Origin of the sequence: Bradyrhizobium sp. McL0616 (assembly GCF_049993385.1) — a bacterium.
In the GTDB taxonomy this organism is placed as follows: domain Bacteria; phylum Pseudomonadota; class Alphaproteobacteria; order Rhizobiales; family Xanthobacteraceae; genus Bradyrhizobium.
Map to the genome: position 1 here is coordinate 6,889,606 of NZ_CP188255.1, position 16,664 is coordinate 6,906,269.

Here is a 16,664-nt window from a genome sequence, read left to right on the forward strand (position 1 = left end):
CGAAAATGATTGCGTCCTCCGAAGAGCTGCCACGGGAGCGTTGCGTTTCGCCAGGGCCTCGCCGGACGCGCGATGCCAAGTCTTGACGAGAATGTGTGGAGGGAGACCTAGCGGCTTCCCTCCAGGCGTGTTATCTCTGATCTACTCAGATTGAGCATATTAGAGCGACGACGGAATGTGCCCGGCCTCTCGGCCGGATTTCTCGGGCTCCATATATACTCTATTTGAGTATAAGTATCATGCACGGGAGGCTTCAATGCCGATCACTGGAATTTACGGCCCTGACGATTTTGCCAATCGGCCGCAGGGGCAGACCATCACCCACGTCGCGCCCGCGCGAAAGGGCCCCGCATTACCGATGCCCTCGCTCGAATGGACGCCGGAGGTCGAACAGGCCACCGCGCCGCTCTACGAGCGCGTCAAACAAGTGATCCCGCCGATCGAGTGGCCGCTGATGGCGCCGACCATCAAGGCGATCAACGAGCTGAAGCGCGCGCGCAACGCGGTCATCCTCGCGCACAACTATCAGGCGCCGGAGATCTTTCATTGCGTCGCCGACATCGGCGGCGATTCGCTCCAGCTGGCGGTCGAGGCCACCAAGGTGAAGGCCGATGTCATCGTGCAGTGTGGCGTGCACTTCATGGCGGAGACGTCGAAACTGCTCAACCCGGACAAGACGGTCTTGATCCCGGACCAGCGTGCCGGCTGCTCACTCGCCGCCAGCATCACCGGCGCCGACGTGCGACTGCTCCGCGAAAAATTCCCCGGCGTGCCGGTCGTTGCCTATGTCAACACCTCCGCGGAGGTGAAGGCCGAGGTCGACATCTGCTGCACCTCGTCGAACGCGGTGCAGGTGGTCGAGAGCCTGAATGCGCCGAGCGTGATCTTCCTGCCTGACCGCTATCTCGCGAGCTATGTCGCCTCCAAGACCGACGTGAAGATCATCGCCTGGAAAGGCGCCTGCGAGGTCCACGAGCGCTTCACCGGCGCCGAGCTGCGCGCGTTTCGCGACGCCGATCCCTCGGTGCAGATCATCGCGCATCCCGAATGCCCGCCGGACGTGCTGGCGGAGGCCGATTTCACCGGCTCGACCGCGCACATGATCAACTGGGTGCGCGAGAAGCGGCCGCGGCGACTGGTCATGATCACGGAATGCTCGATGGCCGACAATGTGCGCGCCGAGCTGCCGGACGTGGAGATGCTGCGTCCCTGCAATATCTGCCCGCACATGAAGCGCATCACGCTCGCCAACATCCTGGAGAGCCTACTGACGCTTCGCGACGAGGTCACAATCGATCCCACGCTTGCGGTGCGTGCGCGGCGGTCGGTCGAGCGGATGATCAATTTGAAAAACTGAGATAACACCATGACAAACAACATCCACAACTTCACCCGCTCGACCGACGATGTCGTCATCGTCGGCGGCGGCCTTGCCGGACTGTTCTGCGCACTCAAGCTTGCGCCGCGGCCGGTGACACTGATCTCGGCCGCGCCACTCGGACAGGGCGCATCATCCGCATGGGCGCAAGGCGGCATCGCCGCCGCCGTGGCCGAAGGCGACAGCCCGGAGGCGCATGCCGCGGACACCATCGCGGTCGGCGGCGGTATCGTCGATGAAGCGGTCGCGCTCGGGATTGCGCGCGAGGCCAGCCAGCGGATTCACGACCTTCTCGCCTATGGCGTGCCATTCGATCGCGATCTCGAAGGCCGCCTCGCCGTGGGGCGCGAAGCTGCGCATTCGGCGCGGCGCATCGTGCACGTGCGCGGCGACGGCGCGGGCGCGGCCATCGTCGCAGCGCTAAGCGATGCCGTGCGCCGCACGCCGTCGATCCGCCTGATCGAGGGTCTTGTTGCCGAAGCACTGCTGACCGAGGACGGCGCGGTCACCGGTCTGCAATTGCGTGAGGCCGGCAATTTTGCGGCAAGGCCAGTGATGATCGCCTCCCGCGCCGTTGTGCTTGCCACCGGCGGCATCGGCCATCTTTATGCCGTCACCACCAATCCGGTCGAGGCCGGCGGATCGGGCCTGGCAATCGCCGCGCACGCCGGTGCTGTCATTGCCGATCCGGAATTCGTGCAATTTCACCCGACTGCCATCATGGTCGGGCGCGATCCGGCGCCGCTCGCAACCGAGGCGTTGCGCGGCGAAGGCGCGACGCTGATCAACGGCAATGGCGAGCGGTTCATGACCGCGAGCCATCCGCTCGCCGAGCTTGCGCCGCGCGACATCGTGGCCCGCGGTGTGTTCGCCGAGATCGCAGCCGGCCGCGGCGCCTTCCTGGATGCCCGGGAGGCGCTGGGTACGCGCTTCGCCGAACAATTCCCGACCGTGTATGCTAGCTGCATCGCCGCCGGCATCGATCCCGCCACGCAGGCCATCCCGATCGCGCCGGCCGCGCATTACCACATGGGCGGCATCACGGTGGACGAGCGCGGTCGCAGCTCGATCGACGGGCTCTGGGCCGGCGGTGAAGTGTCGTCCACCGGTGCGCACGGCGCGAACCGGCTCGCATCCAATTCGTTGCTCGAGGCCGTCGTCTATGCCGCGCGCATCGCCGACGATATCGCCGGCGGCGCGATCCCCTCGCCTGCCCGGCACCCCGATACGTTGGTGACACCGCGCGCCAGCGCACAGGACACAGCGAGCGTGAAGCGTCTGCGGGCAATGATGAGCGCGCGCGTCGGCGTCATCCGCGATGGTGATGGACTTGCGGAAGCCGTACGCCAGTTCGCCGCGCTCGAACGTGAAACCACCAGCATTGCTCTTCGCAACATGGCGACGACCGCCCTGCTCGTGGCCGCCTCGGCATGGAACCGGCGAGAGAGCCGCGGCGCGCATTTCCGCTCCGATCATCCGGCGGAGAACCCAGCGCAGGCGCAGCGAACCATGACCACGCTCGCGGCGGCACGCGAGGTCGCGGAAAGCCTCACCGATCGTCCACTTCCACGCACAGCGCAATCCATGATCGCCTGATGGAGTTTTCCATGATCACCCCGACCTCACTGCTCAATCCCGACGCCTTCCTGTCCCCGCTTACGATCGACGAAGCCGTGCACCGCGCACTCGACGAGGATCTCGGCCGCGCCGGCGACATCACCTCGCTTGCAACGATACCGGAAGCCACGAAGGCACAAGCGATCCTGGTCGCGCGTCAGTCCGGCGTGATCGCGGGATTGCCGCTGGCGCTCGCGACACTGCAAAAGCTGTCGCCCGACATCGAAGTGCGCGCGCATGTCCGCGACGTTGCGCGGGTTGCCCGCGGTCAGCATGTGCTGACGATCTCAGGTCCCGCGCGCGCCATTCTCACGGCGGAGCGGACAGCCTTGAATTTCGTCGGCCGCCTGTCCGGCGTCGCGACGCTGACGGCCGACTACGTTGCGCGAACCGAAGGCACAAAAATGCGCATCTGCTGCACGCGCAAGACGACGCCGGGATTGCGGGCGCTGGAGAAATACGCGGTGCGCTGCGGCGGCGGCTTCAACCACCGCTTCGGCCTCGACGATGCGATCCTGATCAAGGACAATCACATCGCGGTCGCCGGCGGTATCCGCCCCGTGCTGGAGCGCGCCCGCGCCCATGCCGGGCATCTGGTCAAGATCGAGATCGAGGTGGATACGCTGGCGCAACTGCGTGAGGTGCTCGATACCGGACTTGCCGAGGCGGTGCTGCTCGACAACATGGATATCGCGACGCTACGCGAGGCGGTGAGACTCAGCGAAGGCCGCGTCGCACTGGAGGCGTCCGGCGGCGTCACGCTGGAGTCGATTGCAGCGATCGCGGCGACCGGTGTCGACTATGCGTCCGCAGGCGCGCTGACACATTCGGCGCCGAATTTCGACTGTGCGCTGGATATCGAGGCTTGACGTAAAGCTACCGCCGCTCGCTTACGCCCATCTCGGCGGAGCTCTTGGCTTCTTGCGCGAGCTCGGCCGAGAGCGCGGCGGTCTGGGCGGGCGTGCCCCAGCTCGGCTCCTCGTTGCCGTCGCCCCAGTTGCGGGGCCGATAGAAGGTGTGCACGCCGAATTTGTACATCTTCTTCATCTCGGCGACCCAGGACGGACGCACCCAATAGGCGTGATAGTGGGTGGATTTACCGACCTCTGGCAACCAGATCTGGCCGTCCAGCATCGCCTTCGATATCTTCCTGGCCCGCTCCCACATCTCGGGCTCGCGGATCACGTCGGGATTGTTGTCGCAGGCGAACGTGAACTGGCAGGCGAAGTGGCGATATTTGTTCTGATAGACCACACCGCACACGGTGTCCGGATATTTCCCGGAGAATACGCGGTTCATCACGACTTGCGCGACCGCGATCTGGCCCCGCACGGCTTCGCCGCGGGACTCGAAGTAGACGGCTTCGGCGAGACATTTCTCAGACTTCGCGCGTGACTTGTCGTCGAGCGCCAGCCGCTCCGCCGGCGATCTGGCGTGCTGATTGTCAGCGTTGACCTCGCCCTTCGGCGCAACGCTCTCGCCGCTATCGGTGGCGCTGGGAATGTCTTCGGTCGGCGGCGACAACGAGGCCAGCTTCATGTCAGGGTCGGGCATCACGATCAGCGGCTCGGCACCGGGCTGCCAGCTCTCAATGCTCTCGATATTGCCGCCGAGCGAGGAACTGCCGAAGAACAGGTTTGAGGTCTTCACGCTAAAGGGATCGCGCGGCGGCGCGGCGAGCGTCGCCTGCTTCAGCGCGGCAAGCGGCTGGGCCGCAAAGGACAACGCATTGTCGCCGGCCTTCGGCGGATTGGCATATTGCGGCAATGGCGGCGCGCGCAGCGCCTCCTGGAGCTCGGGATCGAGCGCAGCTGCGGACTCCGGCGACATGGCTTGCGGCAACGCGGCCGGCAACTGAACGGTCTTGGCGCCAAACACCGAGCTGTTGGAGGTCGCCGGATCTTGCTGCGCGGGAGCCGCGGACGGCGCAACCGTCTCCGGGGCAGGCGTCGCGGTCGCGAGGCGATCGCCCTTCAGCGCGCGATCGACCTTGGGGAAATCGGCGGCCTGGTAGCGCGGCGGCGCCTGGAGCGCCGGATTGCGGGTGATGGTGCCGGTGATGTCGCGGCCATCGAGGCTCGCGAGGCGAACCATCGTGCTCTGCGGCACCGAGGTTCCGATCGGTCGGGAAAAGCTATAGGTGGCGAGCTGGATGGAGGAGGCAGCAGAAAACACCTGCTTCTGCCAACGCTCGGCGACGCCGGGCTGACGGGCCAGCAGAGAGGAAATGTCCTGATAACCGGTCTCTCTCGGCATCAATGCGAAGATGCAGAGACCGATTCCGAAGGACGCGAACCGCGCGCCCTTCGGATGGTTACGCAACACAAACATCGATACGCTCACGCTAGGCTTACGCTAGAAAAATCGAGCAGCAGTACATCCGTGCAATTCGATCTTTCTCGTGAGTATCTAATTTAGGTTGCCGGGGCGTTAATCGACGTTGCGCAGCGAGCACACTCAAGCAGTCTCAGGTGTTTTCAGTGGTGATTGCGTGCGTTGGTAAATGCGTCCTCACGTGACACGGTAAACATCCGGTCAACGCGAATGGTGAAGGAACCCTTGCTGATAGTTCTTGCGCGCACGTATCATTATGGGACGCGTGATGAGTTCCCGTCGCGCGACAACCTCGTCATTGCGAGCGTAGCGCAGCAATCCAGACTGTCTCCGCGGAGGGATTCCGGATTGCTGCGCTGCGCTCGCAATGACGTGTGGATAGAGTGTCGCCTGAAATAAAAGAGGCGGGGTTTTGCCCCGCCTCTTTCGCTTTCAACAATTCTACTCTTGCTTACGCCTGGCTCGCAACCGCCTTGCCGAGCGCGGCCTGCGCCGCGGCGAGGCGGGCGATTGGCACGCGGTAGGGCGAACAGGAGACGTAGTCGAGGCCGATCGCGTGGCAGAAGGCGACGGAAGCGGGATCGCCGCCGTGCTCGCCGCAGATGCCCATCTTGAGCGAGGGGCGTGTCTTGCGGCCGCGCGCGACGCCGATCTTGACGAGCTCGCCAACGCCTTCCTGGTCGAGCGAGATGAAGGGATCGATCGCAAGGATGCCCTTCGACACGTAGGGACCGAGGAAGCTCGCGGCGTCGTCGCGGCTGATGCCGTAGGTCGTCTGCGTCAGGTCGTTGGTGCCGAACGAGAAGAAATCGGCGCTCTGCGCGATCTCGCCAGCGAGCAAACAGGCGCGCGGCAACTCGATCATGGTGCCGACCTGATAGGAGAGCTTGGTGTTGGTGTCGCGCATCACCGCTTTCGCGGTCGCATCGATTCGCGCCCTGACGAGGTCGAACTCCATCTTGGTCGCGATCAGCGGCACCATCACCTCGAGGCCCACCGCCTTGCCGGTGCGCTTCTCGGCTTCGACCGCAGCCTCGAAGATCGCACGTGCCTGCATCTCGGCGATCTCGGGATACGCGATCGCGATCCGGCAGCCGCGGAAACCGAGCATCGGATTGAACTCCGACAGCTCGCGCGCACGGTCGGCGAGGCGCCTGGGGTCGGTGTTCATGGCGCGCGCCACTTCCTCGACCTCGGCATGGGTGTGCGGCAGGAACTCGTGCAGCGGCGGATCAAGCAGTCGGATCGTGACGGGCAGGCCCTTCATGATCTCGAACAGCTCGACGAAGTCGGCGCGCTGCATCGGCAGCAGCTTTGCAAGCGCCGCACGGCGCGACTGCTCATCCTCGGAGAGAATCATCTCGCGCACCGTGCGGATGCGCGTCTCCTCGAAGAACATATGCTCGGTGCGGCAGAGGCCGATGCCTTCGGCACCGAACTTGATCGCGGTGCGAGCGTCCTCCGGCGTATCGCCATTGACGCGGACGCCGATCTTGCGGACCTGGTCGGCCCATTTCATCAGCGTGCCGAATTCGCCGGAGAGTTCCGGCTCGATCATCGGCATGCGGCCGGACAGCACCTGGCCGAGCGAGCCGTCGATGGTGATGACGTCGCCGGCCTTGAAGGTGCGCGAACCGATGCTCATGGTGCCGCGGCCGTAATCGACGCGGATGGTGCCGCAGCCGGAGACGCAGGGCTTGCCCATGCCGCGCGCGACCACGGCGGCGTGCGAGGTCATGCCGCCGCGCGTGGTCAAAATGCCTTCGGCGGCGTGCATGCCGTGGATGTCTTCGGGGCTGGTCTCGATGCGGACCAGAATGACCTTGCGTCCGTCGCCCTGGAGCTTGGCCGCTTCGTCCGAGGAGAACACGATCTCGCCGGAGGCAGCACCCGGCGAGGCCGGCAGGCCGGTGGCGATCACGTCGCGTTTGGCGTTGGGATCGATGGTCGGATGCAAGAGCTGGTCGAGCGAGGCGGGATCGATCCGCGTCACCGCTTCCTTCTTGGTGATGAGGCCTTCATTGGCGAGCTCGACCGCGATGCGCAGCGCCGCTTTCGCGGTACGCTTGCCGCCGCGGGTCTGCAGCATCCAGAGCTTGCCCTGCTCGACCGTGAACTCCATGTCCTGCATGTCGCGGTAGTGCTTCTCGAGCAGCGTGTAGATCCGGGTCAGCTCCTTGAAGGCCTCCGGCATCGCCGCTTCCATCGACGCCTTGTCGGAGCCCGACTCTTTCCGCGCATCCTCGGTGATGTCCTGCGGCGTGCGGATGCCCGCCACCACGTCCTCGCCCTGTGCGTTGATCAGGAACTCGCCGTAGAGCTTGCTCTCGCCGGTCGAGGGGTTGCGCGTGAAGGCGACGCCGGTCGCCGACGTCTCGCCCATGTTGCCGAACACCATGGCCTGCACGTTGACCGCGGTGCCCCAGGATTCCGGAATGTCGTGCAGCTTGCGGTAGGTCACCGCGCGCGCATTCATCCAGGATGAAAACACCGCGCCGACCGCGCCCCAAAGCTGGTCATGCGGATCCTGCGGGAAATCCTTGCCGGTCTCGCGCGCGACCGCGTCCTTGTACTTGCCGACCAGGTCGACCCAGTCCTCGGCGGTGAGGTCGGTGTCGAGCGTGTACCCCTGGTTGTCCTTGAAGGTGTCGAGGATCTCTTCGAAGTGATGATGCTCGAAGCCGAGCACCACGTCGGAATACATGGTGATGAAGCGGCGATAGCTGTCATAAGCGAAACGACGATCGCCCGACAGTTTCGACAGCGCTTCGACGGTCTCGTCGTTGAGACCTAGATTGAGCACGGTGTCCATCATGCCCGGCATCGAGGCGCGCCCGCCGGAGCGCACCGAGACGAGCAGCGGATTCTTGGTGTCGCCGAACACCTTGCCGGTCAACTTGCCGACATAGTCGAGCGCCTTCTCAACCTGCGACTGCAATTCCTTCGGATAGGACTTGTCGTGCGCGTAGAAATACGTGCAGACCGTGGTCGGGATGGTGAAGCCCGGAGGTACCGGCAGGCCGAGATTGGCCATCTCGGCAAGGTTGGCGCCCTTGCCGCCGAGCAGGTCGCGCATCTCGGCTTTGCCCTCGGCTTTGCCGTCACCGAACGTGAAGACCCACTTGCCGGCCTTGACCGCAGCCGGTGGTGCTTTGGCCGGGGCCGACGCCTTCACAGCGACCTTTGCCGCAACCTTCGGCGCGGCCGACTTGGTCACAGCCTTCGAAGCCGGCTTCGCTGCCGGCTTGGCAACCGGCTTTGCGGCGCTCTTGGAGAGCGCCTTGCGGGCCGCCGGCGCGGCCTTCGCCTTGGCGGAAGGCTTTGATTTCGCTGGGAGTTTCTTAGGCTTCGAGGCGGCTTTGGCCATAGCTTGCACACAACCTTCGAGAGGGACGGGAGTTGCGGGCCTTACACCACTTTGGGCAGGCCCGCGCAAGTCGCAGAGTTCCGGAAAATCAAGGCCTAGAGATGGAGCCACCTCAACAATCCGAGCCCGATAGCACCATTGATGATGAGAAAGATCGCGACGATCAGGTTGAGAAGGCGCGGCGTGATCAGGATGAGCACACCCGCGATCAGCGACAGGATCGGAGAAATGTGAGCGACGGTGAGATGCATGAAAAGTGTTCCTGTGGCGTGAGGCGAATCGCGGGCGGATCATAGCGGACCGGGTTCCGCGGGTAGAGACGCACTGAGGCCGCACGAGTTCCCCCCTTCACGAAAACCGCCCGAAATTGCCGCGTATGCGGCAGGGCTTTTTCGGAACATCGCGCACGGCGCAGCATTGGCAAACAGTCGCGCCACTGGCGCCGGCTGAAATCACTTTCGAAGGAGTTGCCCATGCGGAACAGGATTCTCGCCCTCGCAGCGCTTGGCGTCGCGCTCGGCACGCCGATCGCAGCCTCTGCGCAATCCAGCGTCACGGTTGGGCGCGCGCCCGTCGTCGTCGACAGCGGTCCGACCATCGCCGTCGAACAACGGCCCGCCTTCCGCGACTATGTCGTCGAACAACGTGTGCCTGCTTTCAGCATTCCGGATCGTGTGGTGGTCGGTTCCACCTTACCCGAGACCGGCGTCACCTATTATGACGTGCCGCAACGTTTCGGCGCCACCACCTATCGCTACACCGTCGTGAACGGCGCGACCGTGCTGGTCGAACCGCGCTCGCGGCGTATCGTCGAGGTGGTCGAATAGACCTTTGTTTGGACGCGTCTGCTTCGCGCGGACCGGTACCCGCTTCGCTCGAAAACGCTCTGCACAACTCGATGTCCGGCGCGCCACATCGGACTGGCGCGAGCAGCGTAAAATCGGACATCAGGCCCCGCCCGGTCTTCCCCCCGCCGGGCGGGGCTTTTTTGCGAGATCAGTCCTGGATCTTCGAGAAATCCGCGACCGCGCGCGTGGCGCTGCGGATTTCGTTGAGCAGCTTCAGGCGATTCTCGCGCACCTTCGGGTCGTCGTCATTGACGCGGACTTTTTCGAAGAAGGCATCGACCGGCGGACGCAGCTTTGCCATCGCGCTCATGGCGGCGGCAAAATCTTCCTTGGCGACGGCGGCACTGGCTTCCGCCTTCACTTCGCCGATCGCCTTGGCTAACGCCTTCTCCTCGCCCAAGCCGTAGAGCCCAGAATCAGGCGCGCCGTCGAACGTGCGCTTGTCCTTCTTCTCCTCGATGCCAAGGATGTTGCTCGCGCGCTTGATGCCGGCGAGCAGGTTCTTACCGTCGTCAGACTCGAGGAATTTGCCGAGCGCCTCGACGCGGCGAACGATCATCAGCAGATCATCCTGGCCACCGAGCGCAAACACGGCGTCGACGAGATCGTGCCGCGCGCCCTGCTCGCGAAGCTGCACTTTCAGGCGATCGGCGAAGAAGGCGAGCAGGTCGCTCGGAATCTTCTGCGCATCGGCCGGCTTTACCGACAAGCCGGCGAGCCCGGACGCAGCTAATTTTGTGAGCGACAAACGCAACGTGTTCTCGGCGATCAGCCGGATCACGCCCAGCGCCGCACGACGCAGCGCGTACGGGTCCTTCGATCCCGTCGGCTTTTCGTCGATCGCCCAGAAACCAGCAAGCGTATCGATTTTGTCGGCGAGCGCCACCGCAACGCTCACCGGCTCGGTCGGCACGCGATCGGCGGGGCCTTGCGGCTTGTAGTGCTCCTCGCAGGTTGCAGCGACCGAAGCATCTTCGCCCTGGGCCAGCGCGTAGTACTTGCCCATAAGGCCCTGCACTTCCGGGAATTCACCAACGACTTCGGTCAGCAAATCTGCTTTGGCCAGATGCGCAGCACGGGCCGTCTTGGCAACATCAGCGCCAACCAGCGGCGCGATCTCGGCGGCAAGCCGTTCGATTCGCTTGATGCGCTCAGCTTGCGTGCCGAGCTTCTCGTGGAACACGATCTGCTCGAACTTCGGCAGACGATCCTCGAGCTTCGTCTTCAGGTCCGTCTCGTAGAAGAACTTCGCATCCGACAGGCGGGGGCGGATGACGCGCTCGTTGCCGGCGACGATGGTCTTGCCACCGTCCGGCGCCTCGATATTCGCGGTGAGCACGAACTTGTTGGTCAGCTTGCCCGTCTTGGGATCCCTGACAACAAAGCACTTCTGGTTGTTGCGGATGGTGGCGCGGATCACCTCTTCCGGGATCGCGAGATATTCCTTCTCGAACGATCCCATCATGACGACCGGCCATTCGACGAGGCCCGACACCTCGTCCAGCAACGCCTGATCCTCGACCAGCTCAAGTCCCTGCGCGAACGCCAGCTCCTTGGCGTCTGCGAGGATGATGTCCTTGCGCGCTTGCGGATCGAGAATGACTTTGGCGGCCTTGAGCTTGGCTTCGTAGTCCTCGAAGCGACGCACATTGATCGCGGCAGGCGCCATGAAACGATGACCGTAGGTGGTCTGTCCGGTCTCGATGCCGTCGATCGAGAACTTCACGACGTCAGGCTCTTCGGTCTCGATCCCGAAGGTCGCGGTGATCGCGTGCAACGGACGCACCCAGTTGAGCGAGCCAGGCTTGCCCGAGCGCACGCCCCAGCGCATCGATTTCGGCCAGGGGAAGGTGCGGATGATCACCGGCAGAATCTCGGCGAGCACCTCGATCGCGTCGCGGCCGGGCTTCTCGATCAGCGCGATGTAGAAGTCACCCTTCGGATCGCGCTGAATCTTGGCCTCATCCAGCGATTGCAAACCTGTCGCTTTCAGAAAGCCCTGAACGGCCGCATCGGCCGCGCCGATTTTCGGCCCGCGGCGTTCGGTCTTCAGATCAGGCTGGCGCGCAGGAATGCCGTGCACGGTCAGCGCGAGGCGGCGCGGCGTCGCGAACGCTTTCGCGCCCTCATAGACGAGGCCCTCGGCGACGAGCTTGTCGGTGACCATGCGGCGCAGATCCTCGGCCGCCTTGGCCTGCATCCGCGCGGGGATTTCTTCGGAAAACAGTTCCAGCAACAATTCGGGCATCAGGCTGCTCCACCGGCTTCGGTGTGCACCCAGGCTTCGCCGCAGGCTTTGGCCAGTTCACGCACGCGCAAAATATAGCTCTGCCGCTCCGTCACCGAGATCACGCCGCGCGCATCCAGCAGGTTGAAGACATGGCTCGCCTTGATGCACTGGTCATAGGCCGGCAGCGCCATCAGATGCGCCTCGCGCTTGCCGTCCTTCCAGCCCAAGTCGAGATATTTCTTGCAGGCCGCTTCCGCCATCTTGAACTGCTCGAACAGCATCGTGGTGTCGGCATATTCAAAATTGTGCCGCGAATATTCGCGTTCGGCCTGGAGGAACACATCGCCATAGGTGACCTTGGCGTCACCGTCGCGGCCGTTGAAGTTGAGATCGTAGACGCGATCGACGCCCTGCACATACATCGCGAGCCGCTCGAGCCCATAGGTGAGCTCGCCCGCGACCGGCGCGCATTCGACGCCGGCGACCTGCTGGAAATAGGTGAACTGGCTGACTTCCATGCCATCACACCAGCATTCCCAGCCGAGGCCCCAGGCGCCCAGCGTCGGGCTCTCCCAATCGTCCTCGACGAAGCGAATGTCGTGGATGGCCGAGTCGATGCCGATCGCGGCGAGCGACTTCAGATACAACTCCTGAAGGTTCGGCGGCGACGGCTTCATGATCACCTGGAACTGGTAGTAGTGCTGCATCCGGTTCGGATTCTCGCCGTAGCGGCCGTCCTTGGGCCGGCGCGAGGGCTGCACATAGGCGGCGTTCCACGGCTTCGGGCCAAGCGCGCGCAGCGTGGTCGCCGGATGGAAGGTACCCGCGCCCATCTCCATGTCGTAAGGCTGCAAAATCACGCAACCCTGCTCGGCCCAGAACCGCTGGAGCGCGAGGATAAAACCCTGGAACGAGCGTTCCGGGCGCATATGGGCGGGCAATGAGGCGTCCATCGTCAGATCAGGCTCTCGCGGGGGTTTTGAATCGCGCGGGACCGTATCGACGGCGGGGGTGGGAATCAAGGCAAAGGGGCGCTTCTTACCTCTTCCACTTGCGGGAGAGGTCGGCGCTCGCTGGGCGATGCGAAGCATTGTCCCGAGAGCGACGGGTGAGGGCTCTGTCCTCTGCGGCAGTCTCGCCTGCCGGAGACACTCCCTCCCCAACCCTCCCCCGCAAGCGGGAGAGGGAGCGCACCGTGCGTGCGGAGAGAGTGCTAGCCCGGTCGGTAAGCTCCGGTCACGGGGTCACGCTTCAGCGTCGGGATGGTGCCCATATGGGCGGCCTCGGCGACGCGCGAGAGGCGCATCTCCTCCAGCTCCTGGTTGATCCGGAGTGCGGTCTTGTACGCCCAGCGGACCACGGCAAGCCCGCCCAGGACGCCCGCGAATGCAACGAACGGCGGCATCGGTCGATCCTTGTTCAATGCTCAGCCCCCACGCGCATTCTTGCGCAGACCGGGCCGCGCCGCAATTGGCTCGGCCCGGACCAAATGGCGCGGGAGGGCTTTCACCTAGAACCCGAATTTTGCCCAAATCGCGCGGGTTTCAACCGCCGAGATCAGATCGTCCGGCAGCCCGGCCATTGATTCCATGGCCGAAAGCCGGCCTGCGCCGGGCGATTTCCGCCCCAAAAGGCCGGAGAGCAGCCCGGTCGGCTGGGCGATCACAGGGGTGAGAACCTTCTCGCCAAAGCGGGCACGAAGAGTCGAGCGGAGATCGCCGATGCCGTCGGCCAAGCCCAGGGCGATCGAGCTCTCGCCGGCCCAGTACTCGCCGGTGAACAGGGTGTCGTCGGCCCCCTTCAGCCGGGTCCCGCGGCTTTCCTTCACCAGCGCGATGAAGATCTGGTGGATTTCGCGCTGGAGCGCCTTCAGCTTCGCGACATCGTCGGGGTTTTCGGGCAGGAACGGATCGAGCATCGCCTTGTGCGCGCCGGCCGTGTAGAGGCGCCGCTCGATGCCGAGCCGCTTGATCGCCTCCTGGAAACCAAAGCTGCCGCCGACCACGCCGATCGAGCCGAGGATCGAGGACGGATCGCAGAAGATCTCGTCGCCCGCGCATGCGATCATGTAGCCGCCGGAGGCCGCGACGTCCTCCACGAACACCAGCACCGGCAGCTTCTTCTCCGCCGCGAGCTGCTTGATGCGCAGATAGATCTGCCGCGACTGCACCGGCGAGCCGCCGGGCGAGTTGATCACCAGTGCCACTGCCTTGGCATTGCGGACCGAGAACGCGCGCTCCAGCACCCGCGCGACGCCCGCGAGCGACATGCCCGGGCGGAGCGGCGTCACCGCGCCGATCACGCCCGACAGCCGCACCACCGGCACCACCGCCGTGCCGGGGCGGAAGCGCGCCGGCAGATATTGCAACAGCTTGTCGACCAAGCCGGAACCTGCGGGATCGTTCAATTGTTCGGCCATGCCGTTACCTCTGATTAACCAATTCTTATCACGCGACTGTCATTGAAACTTGCTGGAACGTGTTTTGCAGATTCCTCGTTGGGAAGCTGCAATGAAGCAGCGGAGGAAATGCCATGAAGATCTATCTGCTGTTGATGCTGATCGGTGCCCTTTTCGCGGCTATTCGCTTCACGTCCCCACAAGAACAGCAGTCGGAATCGCTTCCGCAGTAAGCCGTTACGGCTCCGCCAACTGCAAGACCGCCCTCCCCTCCAGGATATTCCTGACCTCTTTTTTAGGCACGCGTGACTCGTCATTGAGCACGAGACCCGGCAGTAATCGCGTCGGTGCCCGGCCGCCTTTGACCGCGCGCACCAGCACCCGGATCGCAGGTCGCCCCGCCTCGCCGTGAACCGGCAAGATCGACAGGCTGCCGAATCCGCGTGACAGCGCTGCCAAAACCTCTGCTATCCCATCCGCACGCCAGATCAAGGTGAGCACACCGTTCGATCTAAGGATACGACGGGCCGCATGCACCCAGGCATCCAGCGTGTCGTCCGTTGCGACATGTGCGATCTGACGCGCCTGATCCGGCGAGCCGCGATGCCGTGCGGGATCGTTGAAGGGCGGGTTCATCAAGACGCTATCGACACTGTCGGGCACGAGCCCATGTGCGGCGAAGGCCTGCGCATCGGCCGTGACGTCGAGCACAATCGCTTCCGCGGCAATCGCATTCGCCGCCGCATTGGCGCGCGCAAGCTCGGCCAGCTCCGGATCGATCTCGACCAGACTGAGACTGATCCCGGCGACGCGCCGGGCGAGCGCCAGTCCGGCCGTGCCGATACCGGCGCCGAGATCAACCACACGATCGCCTCCCCTGGCCTCCGTCGCCGCCGCAAGCAGAATGGCGTCGTGCCCGGCGCGATGGCCGGACCGCTTCTGCTTCAGGAGCAACTGCCCGCCGAGAAAGGCGTCCTCGGTGATATCTGCCAAGACCTCACTCATCCAAGACTTCACTCATGCAAGGCCTCAATCATCGCCGCGCAATTCGTGGCTGAGGCCGGCCTCGGTGAGCAGCTGCCGGGCCTCCAGGGCATCGTCCTCATGGACCAGGATCCGTCGCGGCAAAATGCCGAGCGAGCCCTCGATGATGCTCATGTTCTGGTCCAGCACCAGATGATGGATGTTGGCGCCGTCGAGCAGGGCGCCAATCGCCGACACCAGCACGATATCGTTGGTCCGAACCAGTTCACGCAAAACACAGGCCTCCTGCCTGACGGGGGATAAGCGGCAATGTCAATGGTTCCACAGCCCTTGCCGCATCCCCGTCCAGTTTCTATTGTCTTTCCATCAGAATAGCCCTTCCGGGGCAAATATTGGAGACCGGCGTGGCCGTCATCGTACCTTTCGAAACTCCCGGCGCGTCGATCGAAGAGCTGGTTGCCCTTGTCGCCGGTGACATGGAGCGCGTCAACGCCACGATCCTGTCGCGGACCGGCTCCGAGGTGACCATGATCCCGGAGGTCGCCAACCATCTGATCTCGTCCGGGGGCAAGCGCCTGCGGCCGATGCTGACGCTCGCCATGGCCAACCTCGCCGGCTACACCGGCGACGGCCACATCAAGCTCGCCGCGTCCGTCGAGTTCATGCACACCGCAACCCTGCTCCACGACGACGTCGTCGACGAGAGCGAGATGCGCCGCGGCAAGCTGTCGGCGCGCATGCTGTGGGGCAATGAGGCGAGCGTGCTGGTCGGTGACTTCCTGCTCGGCCAAGCCTTCCGCATGATGGTCGAGGTCGGCTCGCTCCGCGCCCTCGATATTCTTTCGGCGGCCGCCGCCACCATCGCCGAGGGCGAGGTGATGCAGCTTGCCGCCGCCAAGAACACCGCGACCACGGAGGACGAATATCTCGCCGTGATCCGCGGCAAGACCGCCGAGCTGTTCGCGGCTGCCTGCGAGGTCGGCCCCGTGATCGCCAACCGCCCGAAGGCGGAGCAGACCGCCTGCCGTTCGGTCGGCATGAACCTCGGCATCGCCTTCCAGCTCGTCGACGACGTGCTCGATTATGGCGGAAAGAGCGCAAAACTCGGCAAAAATACCGGCGACGACTTCCGCGAAGGCAAGATCACCCTGCCGGTGGTTCTCGCGTTTCGCCGCGGCAACGACACCGAGCGAGCCTTCTGGATTCGGGCGCTGGAGCGCGGCGAGATCGGCGACACCGATCTCGATCACGCCCTCGGCCTGATGAACAAGCACCGTGCGCTCGAGGACACAATCAGCCGCGCCCACCACTACGGCGCCATGGCGGTCGACGCGCTCGCGCTGTTCCCGTCCTCGCCGATGAAGAGCGCGCTGGAGCAGGTCGTGGCGTTCTGTTTGGCACGGTCGCACTAGTCGCGCCGGCCAACGTCCTTTTCCGATTCCGCACCGCTGATAGTCCCGTCATCCTGAGGCTCGACAAGCGCCTCAGGGTGACGGTGACGCGTACGC

The 16,664-nt window shown here is 64.3% G+C and carries 14 protein-coding genes; 5 read left to right on the forward strand and 9 right to left on the reverse strand.

All coding sequences use genetic code 11. The annotated features are described in order from the left end of the window. The first annotated feature begins 256 nt into the window (after nucleotides 1-256). The 3 genes from nadA to nadC are packed head-to-tail and all read left to right on the forward strand — an operon-like array spanning nucleotide 257 to nucleotide 3,864. The gene (gene nadA, locus ACPPVR_RS33145) at nucleotides 257-1,357 is read left to right on the forward strand and encodes a quinolinate synthase NadA (RefSeq protein WP_426610724.1); all 1,101 of its coding nucleotides are present in this window, start codon (nucleotides 257-259) and stop codon (nucleotides 1,355-1,357) included. Between the two features lie 9 nt (nucleotides 1,358-1,366). After that, nucleotides 1,367-2,974 (forward strand): L-aspartate oxidase, encoded by a 1,608-nt coding sequence (locus ACPPVR_RS33150; RefSeq protein WP_426610725.1) that lies wholly within the window; start codon nucleotides 1,367-1,369, stop codon nucleotides 2,972-2,974. Nucleotides 2,975-2,985: 11 nt separating this feature from the next. Further along, nucleotides 2,986-3,864, forward strand: a complete 879-nt coding sequence (nadC, locus tag ACPPVR_RS33155; protein WP_426610726.1) for a carboxylating nicotinate-nucleotide diphosphorylase — start codon at nucleotides 2,986-2,988, stop codon at nucleotides 3,862-3,864. Between the two features lie 7 nt (nucleotides 3,865-3,871). Here nadC and ACPPVR_RS33160 read toward each other — a convergent pair whose 3' ends face one another. The 3 genes from ACPPVR_RS33160 to ACPPVR_RS33170 form a co-directional block, all read right to left on the reverse strand. Further along, nucleotides 3,872-5,326, reverse strand: a complete 1,455-nt coding sequence (locus ACPPVR_RS33160; protein WP_426610727.1) for a cell wall hydrolase — start codon at nucleotides 5,324-5,326, stop codon at nucleotides 3,872-3,874. A gap of 454 nt (nucleotides 5,327-5,780) precedes the next feature. Continuing rightward, nucleotides 5,781-8,696 (reverse strand): pyruvate, phosphate dikinase, encoded by a 2,916-nt coding sequence (gene ppdK, locus ACPPVR_RS33165; RefSeq protein WP_426610728.1) that lies wholly within the window; start codon nucleotides 8,694-8,696, stop codon nucleotides 5,781-5,783. Between the two features lie 95 nt (nucleotides 8,697-8,791). After that, nucleotides 8,792-8,947 (reverse strand): DUF3096 domain-containing protein, encoded by a 156-nt coding sequence (locus ACPPVR_RS33170; protein WP_426610729.1) that lies wholly within the window; start codon nucleotides 8,945-8,947, stop codon nucleotides 8,792-8,794. Between the two features lie 222 nt (nucleotides 8,948-9,169). Between ACPPVR_RS33170 and ACPPVR_RS33175 the strand changes: the two genes are divergently transcribed. Further along, the gene (locus ACPPVR_RS33175; RefSeq protein ID WP_426610730.1) at nucleotides 9,170-9,523 is read left to right on the forward strand and encodes a DUF1236 domain-containing protein; all 354 of its coding nucleotides are present in this window, start codon (nucleotides 9,170-9,172) and stop codon (nucleotides 9,521-9,523) included. A gap of 169 nt (nucleotides 9,524-9,692) precedes the next feature. Here ACPPVR_RS33175 and glyS read toward each other — a convergent pair whose 3' ends face one another. The 6 genes from glyS to ACPPVR_RS33205 form a co-directional block, all read right to left on the reverse strand. Continuing rightward, nucleotides 9,693-11,792, reverse strand: a complete 2,100-nt coding sequence (gene glyS, locus ACPPVR_RS33180) for a glycine--tRNA ligase subunit beta (RefSeq protein WP_426610731.1) — start codon at nucleotides 11,790-11,792, stop codon at nucleotides 9,693-9,695. Next, nucleotides 11,792-12,727 (reverse strand): glycine--tRNA ligase subunit alpha, encoded by a 936-nt coding sequence (locus ACPPVR_RS33185; RefSeq protein ID WP_426610732.1) that lies wholly within the window; start codon nucleotides 12,725-12,727, stop codon nucleotides 11,792-11,794. The genes glyS and ACPPVR_RS33185 overlap by 1 nt, the downstream gene beginning before the upstream one ends. A 260-nt stretch (nucleotides 12,728-12,987) precedes the next feature. Beyond that, complete coding sequence (locus ACPPVR_RS33190) at nucleotides 12,988-13,179, reverse strand: hypothetical protein (protein WP_426616234.1); 192 nt, start codon at nucleotides 13,177-13,179, stop codon at nucleotides 12,988-12,990. A 105-nt stretch (nucleotides 13,180-13,284) separates the two neighbouring features. Then, nucleotides 13,285-14,193: a S49 family peptidase gene (locus ACPPVR_RS33195; RefSeq protein WP_426610733.1), complete on the reverse strand. Its 909-nt coding sequence runs from the start codon at nucleotides 14,191-14,193 to the stop codon at nucleotides 13,285-13,287. Nucleotides 14,194-14,409: 216 nt separating this feature from the next. Continuing rightward, nucleotides 14,410-15,177 (reverse strand): tRNA1(Val) (adenine(37)-N6)-methyltransferase, encoded by a 768-nt coding sequence (locus ACPPVR_RS33200; RefSeq protein WP_426610734.1) that lies wholly within the window; start codon nucleotides 15,175-15,177, stop codon nucleotides 14,410-14,412. 24 nt (nucleotides 15,178-15,201) lie between these two features. Continuing rightward, nucleotides 15,202-15,429 (reverse strand): DUF2007 domain-containing protein, encoded by a 228-nt coding sequence (locus tag ACPPVR_RS33205; protein WP_247985267.1) that lies wholly within the window; start codon nucleotides 15,427-15,429, stop codon nucleotides 15,202-15,204. A 131-nt stretch (nucleotides 15,430-15,560) separates the two neighbouring features. On the opposite strand from ACPPVR_RS33205, the gene ACPPVR_RS33210 reads away from it, so the two are divergent. Then, the gene (locus ACPPVR_RS33210; protein ID WP_426610735.1) at nucleotides 15,561-16,568 is read left to right on the forward strand and encodes a polyprenyl synthetase family protein; all 1,008 of its coding nucleotides are present in this window, start codon (nucleotides 15,561-15,563) and stop codon (nucleotides 16,566-16,568) included. Nucleotides 16,569-16,664 lie beyond the last annotated feature (96 nt).

Coding starts and splice junctions, on each gene's coding strand:
- glyS (WP_426610731.1), bottom strand. CDS start 11,792: ATGCCCGAATTGTTGCTGGAACTGTTTTCCGAAGAAATCCCCGCGCGG.
- ACPPVR_RS33200 (WP_426610734.1), bottom strand. CDS start 15,177: ATGAGTGAGGTCTTGGCAGATATCACCGAGGACGCCTTTCTCGGCGGG.
- ACPPVR_RS33185 (WP_426610732.1), bottom strand. CDS start 12,727: ATGGACGCCTCATTGCCCGCCCATATGCGCCCGGAACGCTCGTTCCAG.
- ACPPVR_RS33160 (WP_426610727.1), bottom strand. CDS start 5,326: ATGTTTGTGTTGCGTAACCATCCGAAGGGCGCGCGGTTCGCGTCCTTC.
- ACPPVR_RS33190 (WP_426616234.1), bottom strand. CDS start 13,179: ATGCCGCCGTTCGTTGCATTCGCGGGCGTCCTGGGCGGGCTTGCCGTG.
- nadC (WP_426610726.1), top strand. CDS start 2,986: ATGATCACCCCGACCTCACTGCTCAATCCCGACGCCTTCCTGTCCCCG.
- ACPPVR_RS33195 (WP_426610733.1), bottom strand. CDS start 14,193: ATGGCCGAACAATTGAACGATCCCGCAGGTTCCGGCTTGGTCGACAAG.
- ACPPVR_RS33170 (WP_426610729.1), bottom strand. CDS start 8,947: ATGCATCTCACCGTCGCTCACATTTCTCCGATCCTGTCGCTGATCGCG.
- nadA (WP_426610724.1), top strand. CDS start 257: ATGCCGATCACTGGAATTTACGGCCCTGACGATTTTGCCAATCGGCCG.
- ACPPVR_RS33175 (WP_426610730.1), top strand. CDS start 9,170: ATGCGGAACAGGATTCTCGCCCTCGCAGCGCTTGGCGTCGCGCTCGGC.
- ACPPVR_RS33150 (WP_426610725.1), top strand. CDS start 1,367: ATGACAAACAACATCCACAACTTCACCCGCTCGACCGACGATGTCGTC.
- ppdK (WP_426610728.1), bottom strand. CDS start 8,696: ATGGCCAAAGCCGCCTCGAAGCCTAAGAAACTCCCAGCGAAATCAAAG.